Origin of the sequence: Chitinophaga sp. Cy-1792, assembly GCF_011752935.1 — a bacterium.
Taxonomy (GTDB): Bacteria; Bacteroidota; Bacteroidia; order Chitinophagales; family Chitinophagaceae; genus Chitinophaga.
Map to the genome: position 1 here is coordinate 1,762,847 of NZ_VWWO01000001.1, position 20,214 is coordinate 1,783,060.

Sequence of the window (20,214 nt, forward strand, 5' to 3'; positions counted from 1 at the left end):
ATAATTGTTTTTTATAGAGAAGAGGGCAGGTGGTATTTTTACCACTTGCCTTTTTTATTTTTGTGTTTTAAAATAAACAGCTTATTTCCACCATTACAACCATATTATCCAATCCGATAGAATACCTGAAAGGTGTTGGCCCGCAACGGGGTGAACTCCTGCGTAAGGAAATCAACATTCATACCTTCAAGGATTTACTCGAGTATTTTCCTTTCAGGTATGTCGATAAAACCCGTATTGATAAAATCAGTGATATCAGCGGGTATGAAGATTTTGTGCAGATAAGAGGACGTATCATCCGGATGGAGGTCATGGGGGAAAACAGGGGGAAACGACTGGTAGCCACCTTTAAGGACGAAACAGGTATCATTGAACTGGTATGGTTTCAGGGATGGCAATGGATGCAGAAGTCGCTCAGAGAGAATGTAGCTTACCTGGTATATGGCCGTGTGTCGGCCTTCAATGGCAATATACAGATCGCACACCCTGAACTGGACTTGCTGACAGAGGAAATAGCCACCGGAAAACAATTCCTGGAACCCGTTTACTACACCACCGAAAAATTAAAAGCAAGGGGACTAACGGCAAAGGCTATAGGAAAACTGACAAAAAACCTGCTGGAACAATTATCTCCACAGGAAATCAGAGAAAATATACCACAGGAAATCCTCCACCAGTACCGCCTCATGCCACGCTCCCTGGCCTATTTTAAAATACATATGCCAGGCGGCGAAGAAGAAGCTAAACAAGCCCAGCGCCGCCTGAAATTCGAAGAACTGTTTATCGCGCAGATACGCATCTGCCGCCTGAAAATAAAGCGACAGAAACTTTCTCACGGATATGTTTTCGGCGCAGTAGGAGAACATTTCAATGACTTCTACAACAATCATCTGCCTTTTTCCCTTACAGGTGCACAAAAACGTGTACTGAAAGAGATCCGCCAGGATACTATGCATGGCAGGCAGATGAACCGCCTCCTGCAAGGGGATGTAGGTAGCGGAAAAACAATGGTAGCCCTGCTCACCGCCCTGCTGGCCATCGATAATGGCTTCCAGGCCTGCCTGATGGCACCTACCGAAATCCTTTCCCAGCAGCATTTTAAAGGATTGTCCGAACTCCTGGAAAATATGCCGGTACGCGTAGCCCTGCTAACGGGCAGCATTAAGGGAAAAGCCAGGAAGCAAATACTGGCCGATGTGAAAGAGGGAAATATCCACCTGCTGGTAGGAACACATGCCCTGCTGGAAAAAGAAGTAGATTTTAAAAACCTGGGGATGGCCATCATCGATGAGCAGCACCGTTTTGGTGTGGCCCAGCGCGCACGCCTGTGGGAAAAAAATTCCATCCCGCCGCATGTACTCGTTATGACGGCAACGCCTATCCCGAGAACCCTGGCCATGACCATCTACGGCGATCTGGACGTATCGGTTATCGACGAAATGCCGCCAGGCCGTAAACCTATTACCACCGTACATAAAACAGAGTTCCAGCGCCCGCAGGTAATGGACTTTATAAAAGAAGAAGTGAAAAAAGGCCGCCAGGCCTATATCGTATATCCGTTGATAGAAGATTCAGAAAAAATGGATTACGAAAACCTGATGAAAGGCTACGAAGAAGTGAAAGCCTTTTTTCCAGAACCGCAATACTATATCAGTATGGTACATGGCCGGCAACCGGCAGACATGCGCGAAACAAATATGCAACGATTTGTTTCCGGCGATACCAACATTATGGTGGCTACTACTGTTATTGAAGTAGGCGTGAACGTACCCAATGCTTCCGTAATGGTCATTGAAAGTACTGAACGCTTCGGACTTTCCCAGCTGCACCAGCTGAGAGGCCGCGTAGGAAGGGGCGCTGAACAGTCATTCTGTGTACTCATGACAGGAAACAAAGTGAGTAAAGACTCCAAAGAACGTATTAACGTGATGGTGCAAACGAATAATGGCTTTATTATCTCCGAAAAAGATATGGAACTCCGTGGCCCGGGAGATATTGAAGGAACCCGGCAATCCGGTATCCTCGACTTTAAACTGGCAGATATCCTTGCAGACAAACCCATTTTAGACGCCGCCCGCAATAGTGCTGAAAAACTCCTGCAGCAAGACATGGATCTCCAGTTACCCGAAAACCAGGGTTTGAGAGAATTTTTGGCCTCACAACGAAGTAAAACGGTCTGGAGCAAAATTTCCTGACCACTTTTAACGTTTATTATTTATCCAAGTCAAAGAATTCAGTATAGTCTTCACCGTACGACAGGACAGTAAACTTATAAGTTGTTGTTTTTGAAAGCGTAACAATTGTGCAAGTTGGTGCGTTTAATTATAGTATATTAGTTTTTTCAGATAATAAAAAAATCTTATCCCGTTGAAATTTACCCTCCCGATCGGATTTGTTGGAATGATTATCCTTATGATGTGTACCGCTTCACTGCGGGCGCAGCAAACAGCTAATTACACCCCGCTTAAGTTTGCGGAGAATAAAGGTCAATGGAACCATGCTGTTATCTACAAAACTGATCTAGACGCCGCCGCCATTTTTCTCCGTAAAACTGGCTTTACTTTCAATCTGCAAAGCCCGGAAGATCTTGATAAAGTAAATCAATATATTCACGGACACGTACATCGCAATGATACCCTCTGGGTGCAGAACCGCGCCTTTGTCAACGGTACACAGGTGAACAACCCCGCCAAGGTAGATCCGCCACTTACCCAGATGCCTCCCGTAAGAAATCATGCCTACGAGGTAAACTTCGTAAATGCCAATCCCGATGTAATGCTGGAACCTGAAAAGAAACAGGATGCCTACAGTAACTACTTCATTGGTAATGACGAGAGCAAATGGGCCACCCATGTGCAATCCTACCTCGGTATCAACTACAGAAACATCTACAAAAATATTGATGCACATGTATATTCTGAAGCCTCTAAACTGAAGTATGACATGGTCATCAATCCTGGTGGAAACCCGGATGATATACAGTTGCAGTATGATGGTGTTAATTCCATTGAACTGAAGAAAGGCCAGCTCATCATTCATACTTCTGTTGGCGATGTGGTAGAGCAACTGCCGTACGCTTACCAGTATATTAATGAAGAACGTGTACCCGTTAAGGTTAGTTATAAACTAAGTAACAATAAAGTCAGCTTTAAGATATCCGGCACCTATAATACCGCTTATCCGCTGATCATAGATCCGACATATGTATTTTCCACTGTATCCGGCTCCCGCGCTGATAACTGGGGCTTCACAGCCACCTATGATGCGGAAGGATATTTTTATGGAGGCGGTATCGTGTTCGGGCAGGACTTCCCTGTTACCACCGGCGCCTACCAGACATCCTTCGGTGGTGGCCAGATAGATATCGGTATTCAGAAATTTACGCCTGATGGTACACAGCTGGTATACGGCACCTTCGTTGGTGGTGGAGATATTGAACAGCCACATAGTCTGTTTGTCAATAAAAACAATCAGCTGGTAATTTCAGGTAGAACAAGATCATCCAACTACCCTGGAAAACGTGTTGGTCCTGGTGGAAGCTGGGATATTGCAGTAACGATGCTCACTGCCGCCGGCGATAAAATTGTGGGTTCACTGATTATAGGTGGTGCTTCAGATGATGGTGTTAATATCCGTGACCAGCGCGCAGGTGGTGCAAACACTACGCTGCGTAACTATGGCGATGATGCACGTAGTGAAGTCGTAGTAGATAATGCCGGTTATATCTATGTGGCCAGCTGTACAAAGTCTACAGATTTTCCTGTTACTGCTGGTGTTTTTCAGACTGCTTTAGCAGGTAAACAGGATGGTGTGGTGATGAAAATTAATCCGCTGTGTCAGGATGTTGTATGGGCCAGCTTCCTGGGAGGTACCAGCGAAGATGCAGCCTTTGTAATTGCACTGAATGATCTTCAATCATTATACGTTGCCGGTGGTACTGCCAGTACGGATTTTCCGATAAAGGGCTCTCCGGTGTATGCAGGTACCTACACGGGTGGCTCCTGCGACGGCTTTATCGCACACATAAAAAGTGACGGAACCCAGCTGATACAGAGCACGTATGTAGGTTCTACAGATGGTGCTGCAGACCAGGTTTATGGTGTACAGCTGGATGGTAACGGGTATGTATATGTGATGGGTACTACGGAAGGTATCTGGCCAGTAAAACAAGCCCCTGGCACCAGTACTTTTTATAATCAGAACTCGCAGCAGTTTATCATGAAATTGCAGCCAAACCTTTCCGATGTGGTGTATTCCACCACTTTCGGTAAAAACCGCTCCCTGGGCATGAAGCCGGCTATCAGTCCGGTGGCTTTCCTGGTAGACAGATGTGAAAACGTATATGTATCCGGATGGGGAGGAGGTATCAACCCTGCAGAAGGTTACCCTAATACTGGTACCGGTGGGCTTCCGCTGAAAAACGCATTGCAGGGTATTACCGATGGTATGGACTTTTACTTTTTTGTATTAAAGAAAGATGCCACCGATATCCTGTTTGGTAGCTACTTTGGTGGCTCTGGTCTGTATGAACACGTAGATGGCGGTACCAGCCGCTTCGATAAAAACGGTATCATCTATCAGGGTATCTGTGCATGGTGTAATACTTCAGGTGGTCCTTCCAAACCTAAATACCCAACTTCGCCAGGTGCTTATTCCAGCACGCCGCCGCGTAGCTGTAACTTTGGTGCACTGAAGATTGCCTTCAATCTCGATGGTGTAAAAGCTGGTATCAAAACACTGGAAAGAAAAAATAATTACTGTATCCCTGATCCTGTTACTTTTATTGATACCACGCAGGTATATGTGGCAACCTCCACCTACCAGTGGCGGTTTGGCGATGGTTCACCTGATGTGGTTGGTTTGGCAAAGGATACCGTGACACATGCATTTACCGCCTCAGGTACTTATACTGTCAGGCTGATCAAAACAGATAACAGCACCTGTAATGGAGCAGATACTGCATATATTCAGATCAAAGCCGGTACCAACAAGGCGATCCTTGATCTGGAAGCTGTGCGTATAAAGCCACCATGCGATTTGTTGAAATATGAGTTCAGGAATAACTCTACGCCTACCAATGGTTTCCGTGACAGCTCATTTATCTTTGACCTGGGAGATGGTACGCCGCCGATGTATATGCTGGTGAATGGTACCATTCCGCCGCGTTTCCCTTATGCACATCAATATACGGCGCCTGGTCTCTACAATGTGAAGCTGACGCTGGTAGATACCAGTTTCTGTAATGCTCCGCAAACAGAGGTGATTCCATTGCGTGTAGCCGTAAACGTTACAGCCGCATTTACTAATCCTGATACTGTTTGTGTAGGGTCAACCGTAACCTTCAATAATACCTCCCTGGGTGGAACATCATTTAAATGGACATTTGGGGATGATAACAGTACCAGCACGGATATTTATCCTACACACAAGTTTAACTCAACGGGTGTGTTTGATGTGAAGCTGGTAGCGGTAGATCCGAATACCTGCAATATAACGGACAGTATCACCAAGAAGGTATTGGTGGCGCCGGAGCCGGTGTCAGACTTTGATTTTTCGCCGTTAAAACCGATAGAAAATACGCCGGTTGCCTTTAGGAATAATAGTTCAGGCGCAACCTCCTATTTGTGGAATTTCGGGGATGGAGATACAACCTCTGTTATGAATCCGTCGCATCAGTATAATACGACCGGTTCGTTTACGGTATGTTTAACAGCATATAATCCTGAAGGGTGTACAAATACAACCTGTAAAGATGTGAGTTCTATTGTGGTACCGCTGTTTGATGTGCCAAATGCATTTTCACCAAATAATGATGGTATTAACGACATATTCCAGGTGAAGGCTTTTGGTGTGAGCAAATTCGATCTGAAAATCTATAGTCGCTGGGGCAAGCTGTTGTTTGAAACAACAGACTGGCGTAAGGGCTGGGATGGAAGGTTCAATGGCGCTGCCATGCCGATGGATGCTTATGCATATGTGCTTAGTTTAGAATTCACGGATGGAACCAAAGGTAACCGTTCAGGAAGTGTAACCTTGTTAAGATGATGACCCATGAAGCAGCTTGTTAAATTCACGGCAGGTATTATCCTGTTGTTAACCACCAGTAGCGGTTTTGCGCAGGACCTGCACTTTTCGCAGTTCTTCAATTCTCCGCTTACTACCAACCCTGCCAATACAGGGTTTATCCCCGATGGCAACTATCGGGTGGGCATCAATTACAGGGACCAATGGTCATCGATTCCGGTGCCTTATAAAACGATGTCTGCATTTGGTGATGCACAGTTATTCCGCGACCAGCTTACTTATGGATGGGTGGGCATAGGTGCAGTTATCCTCCGTGATGTGGCTGGTGCAGGTGATCTCTCCTCTACAAAAGGTTATGCTTCAATAGCTTATCATCAGTTGTTAGGGAATAGTAGTTTGTTGTCGCTGGGTTTTAATGCCGGTTCTGCCAACAAAAGAGTGGACGTTACCAAACTGGTTTTCGGTGACCAGTGGAATGGTAAGTTCTTTGATGCCCAGGTGCCTACTGCAGAGCCGATAGCCTCCAGCAGCACTAACTATTTCGATTTACACGTGGGTATGAATTATGCGTATTTCCCTACAGATGATATTTACGTCAATGTAGGGGCAGCTGTACAACACGTGAACCAGCCCCGGGAAACTTTTTATAATGGCGACAACCAGGTTCCCCGCAGGTATATTGGTTTCCTGAATGCAAGTATTAAAATGAGTGATAAAGTAATCCTGAATCCGGGGGCTTACTATACCAGGCAGGCACATACCTCGCAAACCATGCTGGGGCTGAATGCCGCTTATAACCTGTCGGGAGATGGGAATCAGCAGGCATATGGTGGTATTTATTATCGCACAAATGATGCTGTTATGGCTATGGTTGGTTACCAGCTAAGCAACCTGAAATTCATGTTCAGCTATGATGTTACCACCTCTTCCTTATCTGCTGCCAATAGTAGCAGAGGGGCTTACGAAATAGGTATCATCTACACCGGATTATACAAGAACAGAGGGTTTTCAGACGCGATCAGATCTACCTTCTGTCCATCTTTTTAAATCTTTACAACCGTATTATACAGAAACCTGCTTATTGATTACTTTTGTTACATGACCACATTGAACAAGGTAACTGCCGCTCATATTGCGGCCTTACGGGAAATAACGGGAGAGAAATATGTGCTGGTAGACGAAGAAAGTCTGGACCGTTATGCACAGGATGAAACGGAAGATTTACATTTTCTGCCGGAAGTTGTTGTAAAGCCGGATAGTACAGCGCAGGTAAGCAAAATTATGCAGCTTTGTCAGCGTGAATTACTGCCGGTTACCCCACGCGGAGGCGGAACAGGCCTTAGTGGTGGCGCTCTGCCACAGTTTGGAGGTGTTCTTATCTCCATGGAACGATTCAACAGAATTCTTGAAATCGACGAAAGAAACTTACAGGTAACGACCGAACCGGGAGTTATCACAGAAATATTACAGAATACAGTAAAGGAAAAAGGACTGTTTTATCCACCGGATCCAAGCAGTCGTGGTACCTGTTTCATTGGTGGCAACATCGCTGAAAACTCAGGTGGTCCGAAGGCTGTTAAATATGGTGTGGTAAAGGATTATGTGCTGAACCTGGAAATGGTATTACCTTCCGGCGAAGTCATCTGGACAGGCGCTAATGTGTTAAAAAATGCGACGGGCTATAATCTTACACAGCTGGTGGTTGGCAGTGAAGGTACCCTTGGCATCGTTACAAAAATAGTTTTAAGGCTCATTCCATTGCCTAAGCATGACCTGCTGATGCTGGTACCATTCCGTTCTGCGGAGAGTGCCTGCGCTGCTGTTAGTGCTATTTTCCGTGCAGGCTTTACGCCAAGTGCCATGGAGTTTATGGAAAGGGATGCACTGGACTGGGTTTCTCAATATGTGCAGGGTAGTACCGTGAAAATTGAGGACGATATTCAGGCACACCTGCTCATTGAAGTAGATGGTAACTACCCGGAAGTGCTGATGCAGGAAATGGAAGGCATCGCAGGTGTAGTAGAAGGGTTTGATATCGGGGAGATATTGTTTGCAGAAGATTCCACCCAGAAGGATGAACTCTGGAAGCTTCGCCGTCGTGTGGCAGAAGCGGTAAAAGCGAATTCTATCTATAAAGAAGAAGATACGGTTGTGCCAAGAGCGGAACTGCCGGTATTACTGAAAGGTGTGAAAGATATCGGTGCAAAATATGGCTTTCATTCTGTTTGCTATGGTCATGCCGGTGATGGTAATCTCCATGTGAATATTATTCGTGGCAACCTGACGGAAGAACAGTGGAATGGCACGCTCACCGCAGGTATCAGAGAGATTTTTCAACTGGTGAAAAGCCTGAATGGTACTATCTCCGGAGAGCATGGTATTGGTCTGGTACAGAAAAGCTATATGGATATCATCTTTGATGCAACTTCCATGAACATTATGAAGCAAATAAAACAGATATTTGATCCTAACAATATCCTCAACAGAGGTAAAATATTTGACTGTTAAAAATCGACATATGAAAAAGCTGTTGCTTTGTATACTCCTGATTAGCGGATTCCAGATGGCGCATGCGCAGTTTTATAAAACTGATACTACCAGCAGGCCACCACAGACACAACAACCTAAGACCTTTGACCCTTCCAGGCTGGTATTTGGTGGTTCGTTGGGAATGGTGTTCGGAGACTATACCAATATTGATATTTCACCACTGGTAGGTTATCGGTTTAATAACTATATAGCGGCTGGTGTGAATATCAACGCACAGTACGGTAATATTAAATACCGCGATTTTTATGGAACTACCACTTCCCGTGATCAGTATACAATTTTCGGTGGTGGTGTCTGGGGACGTGTATACCCGATTCCAATGCTGTTTATACATGTACAGCCGGAGTATAACTCTGTTTCGCAGAAAACAACTAATTACTTTGATATGAATGGTAACCCTAAAACAACCACCTATACTTCCAACTACGCGGTGCCAAGCCTCTTGATGGGCGCAGGTTACACGCAGGCGGTAGGCGGCAGGGTAGGTGTCAGTTTTGCAATCATGTATGATGTATTGCAGGATGGCCGCTCACCTTATCAGAATAACCTGATATACAGAGCTGGTGTTGGTCTTGGGTTTTAATTATTGTATTTAAAATATTTTTGATGCCTGTCTTTACGCTGTAGAGGCAGGCATCGTTTTTTGTCCGGGGTCTTGATGCTGGCCGAAGGCCAGCATCAAGACCCCGGATCGTGCCCCCGCCAAAGGCGGGGGCACGATCCGGGGAAAAGGGCATAAGTTGGTGAATGATTTAATCATCTTCCCATATTAACCTCATGTTAATTGTTTATAAAGACTAAACTTTATTTTACCCATTGTGTTATCTTTGCCGCATAAATAAGTGAACAGATGAGTATACAGTTAGCTGTTTTTGATATTGCAGGAACCACGCTGCACGATGAATCCAATGTTGCACAGGTATTACAGTCAGCCGTTAAGACAGCCGGCGTAGATGTTACGATCGCTGAAGTAAATGAGGTAATGGGATACGCTAAACCCTTTGCTATACGTTATTTACTGAAACAGAAGCACCATCCGCGTGCGGAAGATGCTGCCCTGATAGATGAACTGCATCAGTACTTCGTGACCGGCATGAAAAATTATTATGCCACTAATCCGGGGGTACGTGAAAAAGACGGTGTTTCCGGTGTATTCGAAGCTTTACGTGCTAAAGGCATTAAAGTGGCGCTGGACACAGGTTTCGATAAAGATATTACAGCTGTGATCCTGGAACGTACAGGCTGGCTAAACAACGGCCTCGTGGATGCTGTGATGACCAGCGATCTGGTTGCACATGGCCGTCCTTATCCGTATATGATCTATCGTATCATGGAGCAGCTGGAAATAGCCAGTGTGGCTAATGTTGCTAAAGTGGGAGATACCATTTCCGACCTGGAAGAAGGAACCAATGCTGGCTGCAAAATTGTTGCCGGTGTAACAACGGGCGCTTATTCCAAAGCAGATCTGGAAAAAGGTCCTCACACGCACCTGATCGCATCTCTGGACGAATTACTTTCAATTTTCTAATCTTTTCAGATATAACCCATGCAACAACAACAGGCGGATGTAGCGGTAATAGGCGCGGGCATCGTAGGACTTGCCATGTCATATAAACTGGCTAAGCAGGGAAAAAAAGTAGTATTATTCGAGCGTAATAGCAGAGCTATCAGCGCATCCATACGTAATTTCGGACTGGTATGGCCTATCGGACAAACTGCCGGAAAAATGTATAACAGGGCAATGCACAGCAGAAGTGTCTGGAAAGAACTGGCGGCCGCTACAGGCCTTCAATGCCAGGAAACCGGTTCTCTGCACCTGGTATACGAAAAAGATGAACTGGCAGTACTGGAAGAATTTACCGGCGCTGCTGCACAGAATGGTTACGCATGTGAGCTGATTACTCCGGCTAATATTGGTAAATATACACAGGCTGTAAAAACAGAAGGCTTACTCGGCGCCATGTACAGCAACACTGAAATGACGGTAAACCCACGCCAGGCCAGTGCTACCATCGCTGCATACCTCCAGGAACAAATGGGTGTAACCACGCGTTTCAGCACTGCGGTGAATGCCATCAACATGCCTTATATCGAAACAAAGGATGAAAAATGGAAAGTAGACCAGGTGTATGTTTGTAGTGGAGCAGACTTTGAAACCCTTTACCCTGCTATATTTGCTGATACCTATCTTACCAAATGCAAACTGCAGATGATGCGTACTGTTCCGCAGCCAGGCAACTGGCAACTGGGCCCGGCCCTTTGTGCAGGACTCACGCTTTTGCACTATGCTGCATTCAATAGCTGTAAAACGCTGGATGCCCTGAAACGTAGAATAGAAGCAGAAATGCCGGAATATGTGAAATGGGGTGTTCACCTGCTGATCTCTCAGAATGGCGATGGTGAACTCACCATCGGCGATTCTCACGAATACGGCCCGGATTTCGATCCGTTTGATAAATCCTTTATCAATGACCTGATCGTGAAATATATGCATACCTTCCTCCAGGCGCCTGACCTCACCATTAAGGAGTCATGGCACGGTATCTATCCTAAACTGAAGAATGGTAATACGGACCTGGTAATGTCTCCTGAGCCAGGTGTAATGATTGTAAATGGTTTAGGTGGTGCAGGTATGACCTTGTCTTTTGGTCTTGCCGAAGAAATTGTGAGCGGGACTTATAAATAATCTCCTTACGAACTATTTCTGCCAGTAATATGAAATGTCTTGTAGTGCGTGCTGTCTGCGCATTGCAGGACATTTCTGTCTTAACCTATACTTAGTGTATATACGAAAAACATAAATTAGGTTATTGCATAAATAAGCAATAATTTAAAGGCTATTAACCGTTATGAAAGTCGCCTGACGCAACGATAGCAGGTCCTGCTAGATTCGTCATTCAACAAGCCAGCTTTAGTAAACGTTTCTGCAGCATTGTATAAAATACGGTGCTGCACGTTCATAACGTGTTAAATGGAAAGCAGGTTTCTTTTGAGTTACCTGCTTTTTTCTTTTCCCTCAGTTACATTGTAATGGCCCACCTTATATATTTTCGTTAAGGGTTTGGGGGTGCCTTCGGCACCCTCAAACCCTTAACAGTTTTTCGATGCCGGAGGCATCGAAAAACTGTTAAGGCATAAACCGCGACTGCCAGGAGAGTCAAAAAAATTCCCTAAATTGGTCTCAAGCATAAACGCATATCACATGAATGATAGTTTAAAGAATTTAAAAGAAAGAGATTGGACGGAAACAAGAGCTCATTCAAGTTGGCAAATCTTCAAAATCATGGCGGAATTCGTGGATGGTTTTGAATCCCTGGCTAAGATAGGTCCCTGCATATCAATATTTGGATCCGCCCGTACCCAACCGGGTAACCGTTACTACGACCTCGCTGAAGAAATCGCAGCACGACTCGCAGAAGAAGGCTTCGGTATTATTACCGGCGGCGGTCCCGGTGTCATGGAAGCTGCCAACAAAGGCGCCCAGCGCGCCCGTGGTAAATCGGTAGGTGCCAACATCACCCTGCCCCACGAGCAGTACCCTAACCCCTATATCGACAACGACAAACGCCTCAACTTCGATTATTTCTTCGTAAGAAAGGTGATGTTTACCAAATACTCACAGGGCTTTGTAATGATGCCTGGTGGCTTCGGTACCATGGATGAATTCTTTGAAGTGGCTACGCTTATCCAGACAAAAAAGATGGAAGAAACGCCCATGGTACTCGTAGGAAAAGAATACTGGAGCGGCCTGCTGGACTGGGTAAAGAATGTGATGCTCGAAAAAGAACATAACATCAATGCACCAGACCTCGACCTGCTGAAACTCTTCGATACCGCCGATGAAGTGGTGGAGTATTTCAGGGTTTTCTATACTACCAACAAGCTAAGACCGAATTTCTAATATTCTACCGTATTTTGACAACGCCACTGGGCCGCATAAAAACCGACCCTGTGGCGTTTACTATTTATAAGGTCTTTTCTTTAGCTTTGCAGAAATTTTATATATGGAGCTGATACCGGAAGCAGTGGAGCAATTTTCAGAGAAGTATACCACACCAGAGAGTGAGCAGTTATACAAACTACATCGGGAAACCTATCTGAAAGTAGAATTGCCACACATGCTTAGTGGCCAGGTACAGGGCCAGTTCCTGAGTATGGTAAGCCATATGATCCGCCCCATGCGGATTTTGGAACTAGGTACCTATACAGGGTACTCAGCCATCTGTCTGGCGCAGGGTTTGCAGCCCGGAGGTCTATTACATACGGTAGATATCAACGAAGAACTGGAAACACTCTGCCAGAAATACTGGGAGGCTACCGGAACAGCCGATAAAATTAAAATGCATATAGGCAAGGCCGCAGCGATTATTGAGTCACTCGATGAAGTATTCGACCTTGTATTTATCGATGCAGACAAAGCTGGTTACGAACATTACTATGATCAGGTATGGGACAAATTAAGGCCGGGAGGTTTCATCCTCGCCGATAATGTACTGTACCACGGTCAGGTACTACTGCCGGAAAGTGAACGTGGAAGCCAGGCAAAAGCCATGGTACGATTTTGTGAGAAAGTGCTGGCAGACGACCGCGCAGAACAAGTACTGCTAACTATCCGTGATGGTGTTCTCCTGATCAGGAAGAAATAACCATCTCCATGAACAACGCCCATTAAATTTAAAATACATGCAAGTAAGAAAATTCTTGTTGGTGGTCAGTTTTCTTATTGGCGCCACTGTGCAGCTACACGCACAGAAGATCACAACGCAGCAGTATATTGAAACGTACAAACAACTGGCCATCGATGAACAACGTCGTACAGGCGTTCCCGCAGCTATCACGCTGGCACAGGGAGTAGTGGAAACGCAATCTGGCAATGGCGCACTCTGCCAGCAATCCAATAACCACTTCGGTATTAAATGTAAAAATACCTGGACCGGTAAAACCATCAAATACGACGATGACGCCGCCCAGGAATGTTTCCGTGTATACGAAACCGCGAGAGAGTCCTATAAAGACCACTCCGACTTCCTGCGAAGCAACCCACGATACGCCTTCCTCTTCCAGTTCGACGGTGAAGACTATAAATCCTGGGCTTTCGGTCTGAAACAAGCCGGATATGCGACCAATAAAACCTATCCGCAACAATTAATCAAAGTAATTGAAGACAATAACCTGCAACGCTTTTCGCTGATTGCACTGGGTAAATTATCGCCGGAAGCCTCCGAAGCCAGCTCCATCGGCGAAGGAATGGCCAATAACGGCACTGTGGTAAACCCCAAACCCAGACCTGTTACCGGTGGTTCTTCCAATAAACATAATCAATCCAGCAAACCGGTTGCGGGCAACTACCCTAAAGGGATTTTCGAAATCAACGGCCGTAAAGCCGTATTTGCGAAGGCTGGTACCAGCCTCATCCAACTCGCAGATCAACGCGATATGCGCCTGAGCAAACTGGTACGCTTCAATGACCTGCCGAGTGATGCGCCACTGAAAAAAGATATGATCATCTTTCTACAGAAAAAAGCTAAAAAAGGCGGTTCCGAATTCCATACCGTTGCTAAAGGTGAGTCATTACTGGACGTAGCACAGGCTGAAGGTATTCAGCTCAAATGGCTGCGCCGCCGTAATAAACTGCATGAAGGCGATCAGCCTGCTGCAGGTCAGAAACTGGCCCTGACAGGCTTCTCCTCCAATATGCCTGCCCTGGCAAAAAACAGCCGTGAGGAAGAAGAAGATGAGGAGGAAGAAATAGCTTATCAGCCGCCTGTTAAAACACCGGCTAAAACACCAGCCTCCCAGCAAAATAACTCGCAGACAGGTGGGATACCTGTTGCCATGATAGAAGATCTGAAGAAAAACGGAGATGTGACTGTTTCTAACGGTAACAGCTCTGCTCCCGCCACCACACCGGCTGTAACACCTGCCCAGCCACCTGCTAAGGCTACCATGCCTGCTCCGTCGCCGTCAAAACCGGCAACACCTGCTCCTGTAGCCAGCACACCTGCTCCTGCCCCGGTAAAAACTACCGGCGGCAGCACCCAATACCACGATGTACAGCCGAAAGAAACGCTGTACGGTATCGCTAGAATGTACAACAAATCTGTAACCCAGTTACAGGAATGGAATAATTTGCAGGGCTTCGATATAAAAATCGGCCAGCGCCTGCTTGTGGGAAAATAAAGCTCACATCTTTTTGAGCTTTTAATTGTTAAAACTGGAAATGAAGTAGTATTTATGTCGGTAATCACAGTGCATGACAAACAGTTTCAACCCTATATTGGTGCAGATGAACTGCAGCAACGTATAAGGGAAATGGCCGCTAAAATCAATGAAGATCTTAAAGGCGAACGCCCTTTGTTTATTGCTATCCTCAATGGTTCTTTTATGTTCGCTGCTGATATGTTTAAATATATCAACATCGACGCAGAGATCTCTTTTATTAAACTGGCTTCCTACAAAGGAACCAAATCAACAGGAAATGTAGTACAGGCAATTGGTCTGGATGAAGACCTCTTCAACCGTACCGTCGTTATCCTGGAAGATATTGTGGATACCGGTAAAACACTCAGCCAGTTCCTTCCGCAGCTGGAACACCAGCAACCTAAAAAATTACTGGTAGCCTCCCTGCTTACTAAACCGGAAGCGATGGTGCATCCTATCAAAATCGATTATCTCGGCTTCTCCGTACCAAATAAATTTCTCCTGGGATATGGACTCGACTATGATGGTCTGGGCCGTAACCTGCCGGAAATTTATCAGCTCGTAGGACAGGAATAATCACGGTATATGATTGGAAAGCCTGATTTTGTGCAGAGAAAATGCATGAAATCAGGCTTTTTTGCTTGTTTTTTGAATTTTTGAGCGGCTAAGGAACATAACAGTCATGGATATATCAGTTTAAATGACTAATTTGTTTCATGCGAAAGTTGCTTTTGCTACTGATACTGTACTGTTGTACTGCTAACGCCCAAACTACCTGGACCAGCGGCGCCGTGGAAGATAGTCTCACCCACAAACCTATTGCTGGTGTATCCGTCTGCGTTATGAACGATACCACCTGCGTGGTAACGAACAGTGCCGGATTATTTCGCATTCAGCTAACCAAACCATTGGTTCAAATCCGTCTTGAAATACCCGGATATCTTCCTAAAACAATATTTGTAAAACAGGACGACCGCCCGCTGATAACGCTCCTGCCTGCACGAAAAGCCATGGATCCTATTGCCCTGGCTAAAGCCAGGGCGAAACTCTCCCGCAACAGTAATCCTAACTATAGTAACTCCGGTATGGGCATCCATACTTTCTATAATGAAACCTATGGTGCTACCTACGAGAATAAATTCCAGCGCGCCGGCGCGATACCTGCTTCCAACTTTGCAGTGGATGTAGACAGGGCTTCCTACAGCAATGTTCGCAGATTCCTGCGCCAGAAGGAAAAGGTGCCTACCGATGCGGTCAGGATTGAGGAAATGGTGAATTATTTCCAATATACCTACCCGTTACCTGGCGCCGGGCAAACGATCGGATTGATGGGGCAGTTTACCAGCTGCCCATGGGAGCCGATGCACCGCCTGCTGCAAATCGTGATCCGCGCTACTTCTATTCCGCTGGATAGTCTGCCCCCCAGTAACCTGGTGTTTCTGATCGATGCTTCCGGCTCTATGGATGCTCCCAACAAATTGCCTTTATTACAGGCGGCATTCCGCGTGCTGGTAAATAACCTGCGCCCTATAGACCGCGTGGCTATCGTGGCATATGCCAGCGAACCACAGGTGGTGCTGGCATCTACCTTTGGTGATCAGAAAGAGAAAATTCTTGCGGCCATCGATAACCTGAATGCCAATGGCGCTACAGCGGGAGAGGCAGCGGTTAAACTGGCCTATCAGATAGCGGAACAACACTTCATCAGCAATGGAAATAACCGGGTTATATTGGCCACCGACGGGGATTTTAATGTAGGTAGATCTACCGATGAGGAAATGGAACAACTGGTTACCAAAGAAAAAGAAAGTGGTGTTTTATTGACCTGCCTGGGCGTGGGCATGAAGAACTATAAAGATTCCAAACTAAAGATCATGGCCGCCAAAGGCAATGGTAATTTTGCGTATATAGATGATCTGGAGGAAGCCACCAAGATTTTTGCCCGGGAGTTTGGAAGTACGTTGTTTACTGTGGCCCGTGATGTCAGGGCGGAGGTACATTTCAACCCTGCTATTGTAAAGGCTTACCGGCTGATAGGTTATGAAAACAAGGTGCTTCCAACGGATAATAGTCTGCCGGACTCCGTTGCTGGTGGTATTGTGGGGAGTGGCCATTGTGCGGTGGCGTTATATGAGATATTGCCGGTGGATAGTTTAAGCGATCATCCTGATGCTATGCTGGCCAGTATTAAGGTCACTTATCGCCGGCCACAGGAGGCTACTTTACATGAGCTGGAGGTGAGTCTTGCCGATCGTTGTATTCCGTTTGGTGAGGCGTCTGTGGATCATCGCTTTGCTGCATCAGTAGCTTTGTTTGGTATGATCCTGCGTAATTCTTCCTACCGTGGGTGTGGTAATATGGAAATGGTGGAGAATATTGCGAAGAAGTCGCTGGGGCCTGATAAAAGTGGCTACCGGAAAGAGTTTCTGAAGCTGGTAAAGCTGGCGGAGAAGTCTAAATAAAAAAGGGGCGTTGAAGCCCCTGTGTATCGTTATTTGATGATCTTATAACATTTGCGGATCATTTTCTGCTGGAAGTCGAACGGTAATGTTTGTGCCGTAATATCCTTGATAGTACTGGCTTCGATCTGATCATTCTCCATGATAAATCTCCTGTAATTATTACTGAAGTAGATGGTGCCGCCTTTTTTAGTGGCCAGCAGTACTTTGTTCAGCATCATGACGTGATCGCGCTGTACGTCCAGGAACTCCTTCATACGCTTGCTGTTGGAGAAGGTAGGAGGGTCCATGATCACGAGATCATAGGTGTTGAGTTTGAGTGTGTCCAGGTATTGCAATACGTCGGCATGGATGAATTCATGCTTTGCCGGGTCGATATCGTTCAGTCTGAAGTTCTCTTCTGCCCAGCTTAAGTAGGTTTTGGAGAGATCTACAGATGTTACCTGGGATGCGCCGCCAGCGGCTGCATATACGGAGAAAGAGCCGGTATAGCAGAATAGGTTGAGCACTTTTTTATCCTGGGCTTCTTCTCTGACCATACTGCGGGTAATGCGGTGGTCGAGGAAGAGACCGGTGTCCAGGTAGTCGGAGAGGTTCACTTTGAATTTGAGTCCGGCTTCATGGGCAGTCATTTCTTCACTTTCCAGGCTGAGTTTTTCGTACTGGCCTTTACGGCTTTCCTTGCGCTGTCGTTGTTTCACCCATACTTTGGAAGGGGCGACATCCAGTATTCTGGCGATCAGTTCCAGGCATGAGTCGAGCCATGCTTCGTGCGCATCTTCGTCCATACCATGTTTGCGATGATATTCCGCGATGTATACGTGGTCTTCATAGACTTCTATACTAAAAGGAAATTCGGGAATGTCATCATCATATACGCGGTAGCAGGTGATGTTTTGGCGTCTGGCGATTTTGGAGATATGCCGGAAAACTTTCGTCAGCCGGTTCTCGAACATCTGGAGCTTGTTATCCATAATTAAAAGATAAAGCTGAATACGGTGAAGAAGTGGATTCTGTCACGGTATTCAGCCTGAATCAATATCGATGTTTCTTCCGGGTTTAGTTTCCGGGAGAGTCGTGTGTGTTAGCTAAAAATATCTCTGACTTTTTCGAAGAAGCCTTTATCTGATTTTTCCGGATTAGGTTTGAAGTTATCGGAAGAATGCAGTTTTTCCAGCATATCTTTTTCGTCGTTGGTCAGGTGTTGTGGTGTCCATACGTTTACGTGGATCAGCTGATCGCCGCGGTCGTATGAGTTGATGCTTGGGAAACCTTTGCCTTTGAGGCGGAAGATTTTACCACTTTGTGTACCTGCAGGTATTTTGATTTTCGCTTTACCGTCGATGGTTGGTACTTCGAGGGAAGTTCCGAAGACAGCGTCGGTGAAGGAAATGTGCAGGTCGTAGGCTACGTTGAGGCCATCTCTGTGCAGTTCAGGATGTGGTTCCTCTTCGATGAGGATGAGGAGATCACCAGGGGCGCCGCCTCTTTCGCCGGCGTTACCTTTGCCGCTCATGGAGAGCTGCATACCTTCCTGTACACCTGCCGGGATGTCGATGCTAACGGTTTCTTCACCGTACATGCGACCTTCGCCTTTACAGTGGTTACATTTGCTGGTAATGATCTGGCCTTCGCCGTGGCAGTTCGGACAGGTGGTAACTGTCTGCATCTGACCGAGGAAGGTGTTGGTTACTTTTCTTACCTGACCGGAACCTCCACAGGAGTTACAGGTCTGGAAGGAGTTTTTATCTTTTGCGCCTAATCCGCCGCAATGCTGGCAGGAAACGTATTTTTTAACTTTGATTTTTTTGTTGGCGCCTTTGGCGATTTCTTCGTAGGTGAGTTTGATTTTCACACGAAGATTGGAGCCACGGGTACCGCGACCACGGCGGCCACCGCCACCCTGGCCTCTTCCGCCGCCTCCACCAAAGAAGCTACCGAAAATATCGTCGCCAAAAATGTCACCGAAGTTGGAGAATATGTCGTCCATATTCATACCACCACCGTTAAATCCACCACCGCCGCGGCCATTCATGCCGGCGTGTCCGAAGCGATCATATTGTGCCCGTTTATCCGGATCGCTTAATATTTCATATGCTTCGGCGGCTTCTTTAAACTTCTCTTCCGCCTCCTTGTTGTTGGGGTTGCGGTCAGGGTGATACTGCATGGCTACTTTACGGTAAGCCTTTTTGATCTCATCCTGTGTCGCAGATTTAGTTACAACAAGTATTTCGTAATAATCTCTCTTGGTAGACATTATATAAAAACCTTATAACCCCGCTGCTGGCGGGGTTTTTTCTGTTATAAAAATTTTATTTCTGTCATTTGTCAGCATAGTCCGGCTGTTGCAATGTCATGCCACAACGTCACTATTTACCTACCACCACCTTAGCGTGACGAATCAGCTTGTCGTTCAGGTAGTAGCCTTTCTGTAATACGTCCAGCACTTTACCGGCGAGGTCCGGGGTAGGGGCAGGGATTTCAGTAATGGCATCGTGCAGGTCTGGATTAAACTCCTGGTGCATGGCATCCATTTCTGTCAGGCCTTTGGATAACAGGGATGATTTTAACTTATTGAAAACCATCATGGAACCATCTTTTACAGAAGCCAGGTCAGTAGCTGTTTCCATTTGTTTGGAAGCTCTTTCGCTATCATCCAGTATATCGAGCAAAGATACAATTACGTCTTTGCCGGCAGTTTGCATTAATTCTAATTTCTCTTTGGCTGTACGTCTGCGGAAATTGTCGAACTCTGCCTGCAGGCGCAGGTATTTATCGCGCAGGTCTGCAATTTCCTGGTCTTTCTTAGCCAACTCACCAGATTCATCCAACTCATTATTCATATGCGAAGTTCCACTCATATTCTCATCAGTGTTACCATCCGGCATGCCTTTCTCATTTTCGGTTTTGTTGATTTCCTCTTGATGCATGTCTTTTTCTTTTTCTGTCATAATTGTAATGATTGTCTGCAAAGATAAGC

The 20,214-nt window shown here is 46.0% G+C and carries 15 protein-coding genes; 12 read left to right on the plus strand and 3 right to left on the minus strand.

Annotated features, from left to right (window positions below; translation table 11 throughout):
* Positions 1–101: 101 nt before the first annotated feature.
* The 12 genes from recG (at position 102) to F3J22_RS07300 (ending at position 17,237) form a co-directional block, all read left to right on the plus strand.
* Positions 102–2,195 (plus strand): ATP-dependent DNA helicase RecG, encoded by a 2,094-nt coding sequence (recG, locus tag F3J22_RS07245; RefSeq protein WP_370459420.1) that lies wholly within the window; start codon positions 102–104, stop codon positions 2,193–2,195.
* Positions 2,196–2,367: 172 nt separating this feature from the next.
* On the plus strand, positions 2,368–6,045 hold the full coding sequence (locus F3J22_RS07250) for a PKD domain-containing protein (RefSeq protein WP_167015719.1): 3,678 nt from the start codon (positions 2,368–2,370) through the stop codon (positions 6,043–6,045).
* 6 nt (positions 6,046–6,051) lie between these two features.
* On the plus strand, positions 6,052–7,071 hold the full coding sequence (locus tag F3J22_RS07255; protein WP_167015721.1) for a PorP/SprF family type IX secretion system membrane protein: 1,020 nt from the start codon (positions 6,052–6,054) through the stop codon (positions 7,069–7,071).
* 51 nt (positions 7,072–7,122) lie between these two features.
* Positions 7,123–8,532, plus strand: coding sequence for an FAD-binding oxidoreductase (locus F3J22_RS07260; RefSeq protein ID WP_167015723.1), 1,410 nt, complete (start codon positions 7,123–7,125; stop codon positions 8,530–8,532).
* A gap of 10 nt (positions 8,533–8,542) precedes the next feature.
* A complete protein-coding gene (locus tag F3J22_RS07265; protein WP_167015725.1) occupies positions 8,543–9,157 on the plus strand; it encodes a hypothetical protein in 615 nt (204 codons plus the stop codon).
* Positions 9,158–9,424: 267 nt separating this feature from the next.
* Positions 9,425–10,102, plus strand: a complete 678-nt coding sequence (locus tag F3J22_RS07270) for an HAD hydrolase-like protein (protein WP_167015727.1) — start codon at positions 9,425–9,427, stop codon at positions 10,100–10,102.
* Between the two features lie 18 nt (positions 10,103–10,120).
* Entirely contained in the window at positions 10,121–11,260 is a 1,140-nt protein-coding gene (locus F3J22_RS07275; protein WP_167015729.1) for a TIGR03364 family FAD-dependent oxidoreductase, read from the plus strand.
* A gap of 597 nt (positions 11,261–11,857) precedes the next feature.
* Positions 11,858–12,475: a TIGR00730 family Rossman fold protein gene (locus F3J22_RS07280; protein ID WP_240155019.1), complete on the plus strand. Its 618-nt coding sequence runs from the start codon at positions 11,858–11,860 to the stop codon at positions 12,473–12,475.
* A 103-nt stretch (positions 12,476–12,578) separates the two neighbouring features.
* Entirely contained in the window at positions 12,579–13,220 is a 642-nt protein-coding gene (locus tag F3J22_RS07285; protein ID WP_167015733.1) for an O-methyltransferase, read from the plus strand.
* A 37-nt stretch (positions 13,221–13,257) separates the two neighbouring features.
* Positions 13,258–14,754, plus strand: coding sequence for a glucosaminidase domain-containing protein (locus tag F3J22_RS07290; protein ID WP_167015734.1), 1,497 nt, complete (start codon positions 13,258–13,260; stop codon positions 14,752–14,754).
* A 54-nt stretch (positions 14,755–14,808) separates the two neighbouring features.
* Positions 14,809–15,351, plus strand: a complete 543-nt coding sequence (hpt, locus tag F3J22_RS07295) for a hypoxanthine phosphoribosyltransferase (protein WP_167015735.1) — start codon at positions 14,809–14,811, stop codon at positions 15,349–15,351.
* A 140-nt stretch (positions 15,352–15,491) separates the two neighbouring features.
* A complete protein-coding gene (locus tag F3J22_RS07300; RefSeq protein WP_167015736.1) occupies positions 15,492–17,237 on the plus strand; it encodes a VWA domain-containing protein in 1,746 nt (581 codons plus the stop codon).
* Between the two features lie 29 nt (positions 17,238–17,266).
* Here the strand turns inward: F3J22_RS07300 and F3J22_RS07305 are convergent, their stop codons facing one another.
* From F3J22_RS07305 to F3J22_RS07315, 3 genes are all read right to left on the minus strand, one after another.
* Positions 17,267–18,208 (minus strand): class I SAM-dependent methyltransferase, encoded by a 942-nt coding sequence (locus tag F3J22_RS07305; protein ID WP_240155020.1) that lies wholly within the window; start codon positions 18,206–18,208, stop codon positions 17,267–17,269.
* Positions 18,209–18,318: 110 nt separating this feature from the next.
* Positions 18,319–19,491, minus strand: coding sequence for a molecular chaperone DnaJ (gene dnaJ / locus F3J22_RS07310; protein WP_167015737.1), 1,173 nt, complete (start codon positions 19,489–19,491; stop codon positions 18,319–18,321).
* Positions 19,492–19,603: 112 nt separating this feature from the next.
* Positions 19,604–20,164 (minus strand): nucleotide exchange factor GrpE, encoded by a 561-nt coding sequence (locus tag F3J22_RS07315; protein ID WP_205195157.1) that lies wholly within the window; start codon positions 20,162–20,164, stop codon positions 19,604–19,606.
* Between the last annotated feature and the right edge of the window lie 50 nt (positions 20,165–20,214).